At 57.1% G+C, this 8131-nt stretch carries 9 protein-coding genes; 6 read left to right on the top strand and 3 right to left on the bottom strand.

The window, feature by feature from the left end:
- Nucleotides 1–86: 86 nt before the first annotated feature.
- A complete protein-coding gene (locus EJA71_RS21015; protein ID WP_122591794.1) occupies nt 87–923 on the bottom strand; it encodes a S1 RNA-binding domain-containing protein in 837 nt (278 codons plus the stop codon).
- Nucleotides 924–1262: 339 nt separating this feature from the next.
- Here EJA71_RS21015 and EJA71_RS21010 point away from each other — a divergent pair, with 339 nt between their 5' ends.
- The 3 genes from EJA71_RS21010 to EJA71_RS21000 all read left to right on the top strand — a co-directional run bounded on the left by EJA71_RS21010 (nt 1263) and on the right by EJA71_RS21000 (nt 3320).
- Nucleotides 1263–1451: a hypothetical protein gene (locus EJA71_RS21010; protein ID WP_016985943.1), complete on the top strand. Its 189-nt coding sequence runs from the start codon at nt 1263–1265 to the stop codon at nt 1449–1451.
- Between the two features lie 205 nt (nt 1452–1656).
- Nucleotides 1657–2373 carry a TorF family putative porin gene (locus EJA71_RS21005; protein WP_158959474.1) on the top strand — a complete coding sequence of 239 codons (717 nt, stop codon included), beginning with the start codon at nt 1657–1659 and terminating at the stop codon, nt 2371–2373.
- A gap of 77 nt (nt 2374–2450) precedes the next feature.
- Nucleotides 2451–3320, top strand: coding sequence for a DUF6279 family lipoprotein (locus tag EJA71_RS21000; protein ID WP_158959473.1), 870 nt, complete (start codon nt 2451–2453; stop codon nt 3318–3320).
- Nucleotides 3321–3404: 84 nt separating this feature from the next.
- On the opposite strand, the gene EJA71_RS20995 is transcribed toward EJA71_RS21000, so the two are convergent.
- Complete coding sequence (locus tag EJA71_RS20995) at nt 3405–3797, bottom strand: transcriptional regulator (RefSeq protein ID WP_158959472.1); 393 nt, start codon at nt 3795–3797, stop codon at nt 3405–3407.
- 178 nt (nt 3798–3975) lie between these two features.
- On the opposite strand from EJA71_RS20995, the gene EJA71_RS20990 reads away from it, so the two are divergent.
- Nucleotides 3976–4710 (top strand): thioredoxin family protein, encoded by a 735-nt coding sequence (locus tag EJA71_RS20990; protein ID WP_158959471.1) that lies wholly within the window; start codon nt 3976–3978, stop codon nt 4708–4710.
- A gap of 169 nt (nt 4711–4879) precedes the next feature.
- The gene (locus EJA71_RS20985; protein WP_158959470.1) at nt 4880–5155 is read left to right on the top strand and encodes a hypothetical protein; all 276 of its coding nucleotides are present in this window, start codon (nt 4880–4882) and stop codon (nt 5153–5155) included.
- 90 nt (nt 5156–5245) lie between these two features.
- On the opposite strand, the gene EJA71_RS20980 is transcribed toward EJA71_RS20985, so the two are convergent.
- A complete protein-coding gene (locus EJA71_RS20980; RefSeq protein WP_158959469.1) occupies nt 5246–6586 on the bottom strand; it encodes a DEAD/DEAH box helicase in 1341 nt (446 codons plus the stop codon).
- A 191-nt stretch (nt 6587–6777) separates the two neighbouring features.
- On the opposite strand from EJA71_RS20980, the gene EJA71_RS20975 reads away from it, so the two are divergent.
- Complete coding sequence (locus tag EJA71_RS20975) at nt 6778–8076, top strand: mechanosensitive ion channel family protein (RefSeq protein ID WP_158959468.1); 1299 nt, start codon at nt 6778–6780, stop codon at nt 8074–8076.
- Nucleotides 8077–8131 lie beyond the last annotated feature (55 nt).

The raw sequence follows: 8131 nt of genomic DNA, 5'->3' as shown, positions 1-8131 counted from the left end.
AGGCTGCGATCTTTTGACGTTGTTTCTAAAAGACAAGATCAACAGATCGCAGCCTGCGGCAGCTCCTACATGGGGCCAGCAGTGTCTCAGGTTAGTTCAATGCGATCAGCGTGAATGACGATCTTGCCTTCCTTGTACAGCGCCCCGATGGCCTTCTTGAAGTTGCCTTTGCTGACACCGAACAGGCTGCTGATCAGCGCCGGATCGCTCTTGTCGCTGACCGGCAACGTGCCACTGTTGTCGCGCAACTTGGCGAGGATCTTCGAGTTCAGGCTGCTGGCCGCTTCCTGGCCAACCGGCTGCAGGCTCAGGGCAATTTTGCCGTCAGCGCGCACTTCCTTGATGTAGCCCTTCTCGATCATGCCGGCGCGCATGAACTTGAAGATTTCATTCTTGTGAATCAGACCCCAGTGCTTGTTGTTGATGATCGCCTTGAAGCCCATGTCAGTGGCTTCGGCAACCAACAGATCAACTTCCTGCCCCTGACTGTAATTCGCCGGGGTCTTGTCGAGGTAGCGATCCAGACGCGCAGTGGCGGTGATGCGGCGGGTGTGTTTATCGAGATAAACGTGCACCACGCAGTACTCGCCGGCAGTCATCTGCCGTTTTTCTTCGGAGTACGGCAGCAACAGATCCTTCGGCAAACCCCAATCGAGGAACACGCCGATGCTGTTGACTTCAACAACTTTCAGGCTGGCAAATTCGCCGACCTGAACTTTTGGTTTTTCAGTGGTAGCGAGAAGTTTGTCTTCGCTGTCCAGATAAACAAATACGTTGAGCCAGTCTTCATCTTCGCTGGGAATATCTTTAGGGATATAACGGTTGGGCAAAAGAATTTCGCCGTCGGCACCGCCGTCCAGATATAAACCGAAGTTAGTGTGTTTAACCACTTGCAAACTGTTGTAACGCCCGACTAAAGCCATTTCCAGAACCCTCATTGCGTGGGCGGCATTCTACCCGTTTTTGCCTGCGACGTCGGGCGGTAGATCGGCGGATGCCGGGAATTCTGCGCAACGCCTTGATTTTCCTTGATCTGCGCTGCGCCGGGTGCCGCTCGTCAGTCGCCTGTGCACCCCGCGGCATATCGCCACTCCGCAAAAACTCATTAATCTTCTTAGTTAAAACAGCAGGTTAGCCGAGTATTTCGGATATTGAATCGAGAATAATGCAGTGCAGCGGTTGGTTATTCCCGGGGATATTTACCAAGCAATTGTCAAGTTATTCCTGTACGATGCCTGGCCGAGTTACTTTTCTACAGGTTAATGGCCGCCATGCGTGTAAAAGCATCCACCAGCAAAGCAAAGCCAGCTCCAGCCGTTGAAACCAGCGAATCGATCAACGATCAGATCGCAGCGTTCCTCAAGTCCGGCGGCGAGATCCAGCAAATTGCCAAAGGCGTCAGTGGCCAGACGTTCGGCCCGTCCAAGCAGATCAGCCTGGGCAAGAAGTAACACCCGGTTTTACCCCCGTCCAGAGGCGCTTTGAGCTTCGAAGCGTCTGGACTGGCACCGCACTCCCCTCCCCGTTTTAAACAAAAAAAACTGTAAATCGACGAACGGCCATCAACGCCGATCATTCGCCGGTATCCTTGCACGCGTCTAGATCAAGCGTTTCAGCAGGCCCGCCGCCCTGCGCTCGCTGTTCATGGAGTGACGCATGCGCACAACTTCCTGTTTATTGCTCATAGGCCTGCTGGCCAGCGCGACCGCGCACGCGCAGGTTTTCCAGCGTGAGCTGGGCGATTTCGATCTCAAACTCGGCACAACTCCCAGCCGCAGCATGGCCCAGGGCCTGGTCAAACCGTCGGCGGCTGGCTCCTTCCATGGCGGGCTCGACCTCAGCCACGACAGCGGCCTGTATGTCGGCCAATACGCGCCGAGCATGGGCATCACGCCGGGCAAGAATCTCGAGATCGACTCCTACGTCGGCTTCAAACAACCCTTCGATCAGACGCTCGGTTACGAAGTCGGGATGATCCATTACAGCTACCCCGAAGTAGAAACTCTCGACAGCCAAGAGCTGTTCGGCGGTCTGACCCTGCTCGGCAGCCGTTTTGGCGTGGCCCTGAGCAATGACCCGGATAAACAGAACAACACGCTGTTTGCCGACCTAGGCGGCAATCAGCCGTTCGGCATCGGGATCAGCATGAAATACACCACGCACCAGCTGACCACGCCGGTGGCAGTGGATGGCGGCTACGTCAGCAGTTTCACTGACTGGTCGGTGAAGTTGTCCCGGCCCTTCATGGGCGTCGATCTTGACCTGATCTACAGCAATTCCAGTCTCAGCGGCAGCGATTGCTCGGCCTACTCCGGGCACAACAGCCAGTGCGACGGCCTCGTCACCCTGAAGGCCGAACGCGCATTCTATTGATCGGCTGAACTGCCGCGCGCATCCTGCATCACATAAGAATCAGACTCCCGAAGCCAGGCCATCGCAAGGATTCGCCCATGTCTCGCTGGTTCAAACACATTGCTGCGCTCTTGATCTTCACCCTCGCCCTCGGCGCTTGCAGCCGCGTTGGCTTGGCTTATCGCAATCTCGACGTGATCATTCCGTGGACGCTCGGCGATTACCTGGACATGAACGGCGAGCAAAAAGACTGGTTCAACGAACGGCTCAAGGATCACCTGAGCTGGCATTGCACCACACAATTGCCAGGCTATCTGGACTGGCTGGATCGCTTGCAGACCATGGTCGAAACCAATCAGGTCACCGATGCGGCGTTGCAGGCGCGCACCGTCGAAGCCAAACAGGCGATTGCTGAAACGGCCAAGGAAATCACGCCGTCGGCCATCGAGTTATTGCAAGGTCTGGATGACAAGCAAGTCGCCGAGATGAATGAGGCGTTCGCCAAGGATTTGCGCAAACGCCAGCAGGAATACTTGAAGCCACCTCTTGATCAGCAATTTGCCGAGCGTGGCGCGCGCATGGTCAAGCGCTTGAATGACTGGCTCGGGCCGCTGAGCGCTGCGCAGGAGCAGCGAGTCATGACGTGGTCGACCGCCCTCGGCGATCAATACAGCCAATGGATCGCCAATCGCGCCCATTGGCAGAAGCAGTTCAGTGCAGCGGTGGCGCAACGCAAAAGTCCCGAATTCCCACAGAGAATCGAGACGCTTCTGGTCAATCGCGAGAGTTTATGGACAGCGGATTACCGCAAGGCCTTCGCGGAGACTGAAGCGCAGGGACGCTCTCTGGCGGTGGATCTGATGGCTGAGAGCACGCCGCAACAGCGCCAGCGGTTGTTGAAGAAAATCGAGGGCGTGCGTAAAGATTTCAACGACCTCAAATGCCTCAAAGCCGCGAAGCAGAACTAGAAAAACAATGATCGCAGCCTTCGGCAGCTCCTACAGGGATCGTGTAGGAGCCGCCGAAGGCTGCGATCTTTTGCTTTCAGGGCCTTAGGCGATCTGGGCTTTCGAAGCCACTTCATCAAACGTTGCTTCGGCCAACGCATCGTCCTGCTCATCCAGCACCTGACGCGGATGATCATTACCAGGAATGCTGCTGTCGATCAGGCTGAGCAAGCTGGAACCGCGTGGCGTCAGGACAAAATTGTTGCCGGTGCTGCCCTCTTCATCCGGACGCGGTGCAATGTAACCACGCAAGAGCAGCAAACGCTCATAATCGCAGGCCAGCGTTTTCAGGTGATCGAGGTTCTCGATCGGCTCGCCAGTGCTGGCTTTCGCCGCTGCGTAATCTTCAGCGTAGGCCCGAGGCGCGAAGCTATGGCCGGCGCTGTTCTGCACTTCGTGCAACAAGCGTTCAATCAAATCCCAGTTATAAGTCGTCATCCTGATACAACCTCCGGTGCGCGTAATGAATGGCGCGTTCATAGGTTGTGACCGGAGCTGTGCGCAGCCGTTCAGCTGCATTTGCGCGAGGCGACCGACCGGCGGTCTGTCGATTTCCCACAGGGTTAAACGACTAGTCTGAAACAGACGGTTTCAACCCCCCGCAGGAGAAATCATCATGAACGTTGAGAATCATCCGGTGGTGTCGCGCGAAAAGTGGCTCGCCGCCCGCAAACAACACCTCGCCGACGAAAAAGCTTTCACCAAGGCACGCGACCGCCTCAGCGCCCAACGTCGCGCCTTGCCATGGGTGAAAGTCGACAAGGATTACCACTTCCAGGGCCCGAACGGCGAGCTGAGACTGGCCGACCTGTTCGGTAAACACAGCCAGTTGATCGTTTATCACTTCATGTTTGCCAAGGACTGGGAAGAAGGCTGTCAGGGTTGCTCGTTTCTCAGCGACCATATCGATGGCGCCAACCAGCATCTGGCTCATCACGATATTGCGGTAGTTGCTGTCTCTCATGCGCCATTCAACGAGTTTCAAGAATTTAAACGGCGGATGGGCTGGAAGTTTGACTGGGTGTCGTCAGAAGGCTGCGACTTCAACTATGACTTCGGCGTCTGCGCCCGCGCCGAAGATGTCGCTGCCGGAAAGGCTACCTACAACTACGAAAAAACTGACAGCGCAGAAGAAGAAATGCCCGGGCTAAGCGTGTTTTATCGGGATGCAAACGGCGAGATCTTCCACACCTATTCAACGTACGCCCGTGGTCTAGACATGCTGGTCGGCGCTTACAACTACCTCGACCTCACGCCCAAGGGCCGCAATGAGGACGAGATCATGGAGTGGGTTCGGCATCATGATCGGTATGAGGCAGCAACAAAATCCAGTTGCTGCCACGGCAACTGAGTGCTTTTCGTGGGAGCGAGCTTGCTCGCGAAAGCGGCAGCTCATTCACTATTGATGTTGCCTGACACGACGCTTTCGCGAGCAAGCTCGCTCCCACAGTTTCTGAACTTTTTCCTGTCAGATGGCCTCAACCCATTAACTGCCTTAACCGGAACTGAGGCCTGACCCGATGAAAACCCTGATCAAGCTCACCCTCGCCGCCACCCTCGCCTGCGCCCTGCCTGTCTGGGCCTGCACGCCGGAGGAGGCCACCGCCAAGCGCGAACAACTGGCCAAGGAAGTCTCGAAGCTGACCGAGCAGAATCCGGCCAAGGCCAAAGAGATCAATGCCGAGCTGCAGAAAATGGACCTGGGCACGGCCAGCAAGGACTTGCCCGACAAGTGCCAGTTGATTGACCAGCGGTTGAAAGAACTGAATAGCGCCGAGAAGAAAGCCGAAAGCTAAGCACTGAGATCGCAGCCTTCGGCAACTCCTGCCAATGGACGAAAAAAAACCCGGACACTGTCCGGGTTTTTGCTGTGCGCCTGAAAAAGCTTACTCAGCCGCTGGCTCTGCCGGCTTGCGGCGCTTCAGTGGTGCCATGCCGTCGCTGCTCACCAACGAATCCGGCTTCGGACGGTTGGCGCTCTTGCGCTTGGTCGGCGTCTTGGCGGCGGTTTTCTTCTTGTCGCCCTTGGCGTCGGTCTTTTTCTTTTTCACGCCAACGGCTTTGCCTGAGGCCTTGACCTTTTTCGGTCCGCCGTAGGTGCCTTTGACTTCCTTGATGGTACGGCGCTCGAAGCTCTGCTTCAGGTAGCGCTCGATGCTCGACATCAGGTTCCAGTCGCCGTGGCAGATCAACGAGATCGCCAAACCGTCGTTACCGGCACGGCCAGTACGACCGATGCGGTGCACATACTCGTCGCCGCTACGTGGCATGTCGAAGTTGATCACCAGATCCAGGCCATCCACGTCCAGACCACGGGCCGCGACGTCGGTGGCTACGAGGATCTTCACGCCGCCCTGCTTCAGGCGGTCGATCGCCAGTTTGCGATCCTTCTGGTCTTTCTCGCCGTGCAGCACAAACGCTTTGTATTCCTGAGCCACGAGGCGGCCGTAGATGCGGTCGGCCATGGCGCGGGTGTTGGTGAAGACGATGGCCTTCTGATAGGTCTCGTTGGCCAGCAGCCAGTTCACAATCTGCTCTTTGTGCTGATTGTGGTCGGCGGTGATGATTTGCTGACGGGTGGTCGAGTTCAGTTGGCTGACCGCGTTGAGCTGCAAGTGCTCAGGGTTGTTCAGCACCTTGGCGATCATGTCGCGCAGGCCGGAACCGCCGGTGGTGGCGGAGAACAGCATGGTCTGCTGACGGTTCGGGCATTCATCGACCAGCCGCTGAACGTCTTCGGAGAAACCCATGTCGAGCATGCGGTCGGCTTCGTCGAGCACCAGCACTTCGACTTCTTTCAAGTCGAGGTTGCCAGCGTTGAGTTGCTCGATCATCCGGCCCGGGGTGCCGATGAGGATGTCCGGCACTTTGCGCAGCATCGCCGCCTGAACCTTGAAGTCTTCGCCGCCGGTGATCAGGCCGGACTTGATGAAAGTGAACTGCGAAAAGCGTTCAACTTCTTTCAAAGTCTGCTGGGCCAGTTCACGGGTCGGCAGCAGGATCAGGGTCTTGATGCTGACGCGGACCTTGGCCGGGCCGATCAGGCGATTGAGGATCGGCAGAACGAAAGCGGCAGTTTTGCCACTACCGGTTTGCGCAGTCACCCGCAAATCACGCCCTTGGAGCGCCAGCGGGATGGCCGCGGCTTGCACAGGCGTTGGCTCGACAAATTTCAGCTCGGCCACAGCTTTAAGCAGGCGTTCGTGCAGGGCGAATTGGGAAAACACGGGTGCTACCTCGAAGATATGCAAAAAAACAGCTGCATAGGTTACCGGTTTCGAGCGCTCAGGCCGAGTTTCTTTATGCAAACGGCAGCAATCAGTGGTTTTTTTGTTGCCTGATTTGTCTCCAACGGTAATACGCAGCGTCTTAAATGCTCTAATCGTCCGTCGTGTCTTACAGAAGAATCGTTGTACTTATGGATATCAAACAGCTCTGGCTCAACGCCCAGGACCTCTGGGGCACCCTCGAACAGCATCCGCTCTTGCAGGCGGGGCTCGCGCTGACCGTGTTATTGGTGATCGCGCTGTTGCTCGGACGAGTGGCGCGCTATCTGATCCTGCACGCCAGCCGCATGCTCGGCCGCCAGCCGGCGCTGCACTGGATCAATGACTTTCGCCACAACAAGGTATTTCAGCGCCTGGCGCAGATGACGCCGTCGCTGGTCATTCAGTTCGGCCTGCACCTGGTGCCTGAACTGAGCAAAACCGCCATGACCTTCCTCAGTAATGTGGCGCTGTCATTCACCATCCTGTTCCTGCTGCTGGCAGTCAGCTCCCTGCTCAACGCGCTGCTCGACATCTATGCGCGCACCGAACACGCCCGCACGCGTTCGATCAAAGGCTACGTGCAACTGGCGAAAATGGTCTTGTACGTGTTTGGCGCAATCATCATCGTCGCCACACTGATCGACCGCTCGCCGCTGTTGCTGCTGTCTGGTCTCGGTGCCATGTCGGCGGTGATTCTATTGGTCTACAAGGACACCCTGCTGTCGTTCGTCGCCAGTGTGCAGTTGACCAGCAACGACATGTTGCGGGTCGGCGACTGGATCGAAATGCCGCAAGTCGGCGCCGACGGTGACGTGGTCGACATCACCCTGCACACGGTCAAGGTGCAGAACTTCGACAAGACCATCGTCTCGATCCCGACCTGGCGGCTGATGTCCGAGTCGTTCAAGAACTGGCGTGGCATGCAGCAATCCGGCGGGCGGCGCATCAAGCGCAGCCTTTTCATCGACGCCAGCGGTGTGCGTTTCATCCGTGACGACGAAGAAGAAAAACTCTCTCAGGTGCATTTGCTCACCGACTACATGAGCCGCAAGAAAGCCGAGCTCAAGGCGTGGAACGAGGCACAGGGCAATGTCGCGGCGATGTCGGCCAACCGCCGGCGGATGACCAACATCGGCACCTTCCGCGCCTACGCGCTGGCGTACCTGAAGAGCCATCCGGAGATTCAGCCGAACATGACCTGCATGGTCCGCCAGATGCAAACCACAGCGCAGGGTATTCCGCTGGAAATCTACTGCTTCACCCGCACCACCGCGTGGGCCGACTACGAGCGGATTCAGGGCGATATTTTCGATTACTTGCTGGCGGTGCTGCCGGAGTTTGGCCTGAGCCTGTATCAGCAGCCGAGTGGTGGGGATTTGCGTTCTGGACTGTTGCCGGCCGTTCTCGGCTCGGCGAGCATTCCCGAGCCGCAGAAACACCTGATGTAGCCCACGATTCCCGTGTAGGAGCTGCCGCAGGCTGCGATCTTTTGACCTTAAAGAT

The organism is Pseudomonas sp. PB106 (assembly GCF_009764645.1).
Lineage (GTDB): Bacteria > Pseudomonadota > Gammaproteobacteria > Pseudomonadales > Pseudomonadaceae > Aquipseudomonas.
The sequence above is the reverse complement of the archived record's forward strand: the minus strand, read 5'-3'. Positions and strand labels throughout refer to the sequence as shown.

What these genes read in the sequence shown, in the direction of transcription:
- EJA71_RS21015 (WP_122591794.1), bottom strand. Translation starts at nt 923, where the DNA reads ATGGCTTTAGTCGGGCGTTACAACAGTTTGCAAGTGGTTAAACACACT.
- EJA71_RS21010 (WP_016985943.1), top strand. Translation starts at nt 1,263, where the DNA reads ATGGCCGCCATGCGTGTAAAAGCATCCACCAGCAAAGCAAAGCCAGCT.
- EJA71_RS21005 (WP_158959474.1), top strand. Translation starts at nt 1,657, where the DNA reads ATGCGCACAACTTCCTGTTTATTGCTCATAGGCCTGCTGGCCAGCGCG.
- EJA71_RS21000 (WP_158959473.1), top strand. Translation starts at nt 2,451, where the DNA reads ATGTCTCGCTGGTTCAAACACATTGCTGCGCTCTTGATCTTCACCCTC.
- EJA71_RS20995 (WP_158959472.1), bottom strand. Translation starts at nt 3,797, where the DNA reads ATGACGACTTATAACTGGGATTTGATTGAACGCTTGTTGCACGAAGTG.
- EJA71_RS20990 (WP_158959471.1), top strand. Translation starts at nt 3,976, where the DNA reads ATGAACGTTGAGAATCATCCGGTGGTGTCGCGCGAAAAGTGGCTCGCC.
- EJA71_RS20985 (WP_158959470.1), top strand. Translation starts at nt 4,880, where the DNA reads ATGAAAACCCTGATCAAGCTCACCCTCGCCGCCACCCTCGCCTGCGCC.
- EJA71_RS20975 (WP_158959468.1), top strand. Translation starts at nt 6,778, where the DNA reads ATGGATATCAAACAGCTCTGGCTCAACGCCCAGGACCTCTGGGGCACC.